We start from the raw sequence: 361 nt of genomic DNA, 5'->3' as shown, positions 1-361 counted from the left end.
TAAAGATACGTGAGGGCAAAACTGCTGCGGCCGCGCGCCACTCCCGGCGCGGCGCAATGCTGTTTCGTCGGTTGAACGGCCCGTCGGAACACATCTTTGAAAACGTGCTTGGCCTCCCGCCAGCAATCCTCGCCGACTATGCCGAGGCAGCGACAGAGGTCCCGGCATCGTTGCCGGCCGTGCCACTTGGCCGGCCGCAACCGGTGTTTGATTTCGTCCTCGGGATCAGATCATCGTGGCAAAGCCACGCGCAACAGCATACCGCATAGCACATAAGGCGGCTGACCACCACGTTCACACGCCCCTGGCGGCCCGGCCGTCACCAAATGCAGCGGTTTGCCGCGACCACCTCTTCCGGCGA

Annotated in this window: 1 pseudogene; it reads left to right on the top strand. The window is 63.4% G+C overall.

The features are described 5' to 3' along the window. Positions 1-269 (top strand): annotated as a pseudogene (locus ACWGTI_RS32810) (DUF309 domain-containing protein); the annotation flags it as partial. Positions 270-361: the final 92 nt, after the last annotated feature.

The sequence above is a fragment of the Mesorhizobium sp. ArgA1 genome, from assembly GCF_053714375.1.
The sequence above is the reverse complement of the archived record's forward strand: the minus strand, read 5'-3'. Positions and strand labels throughout refer to the sequence as shown.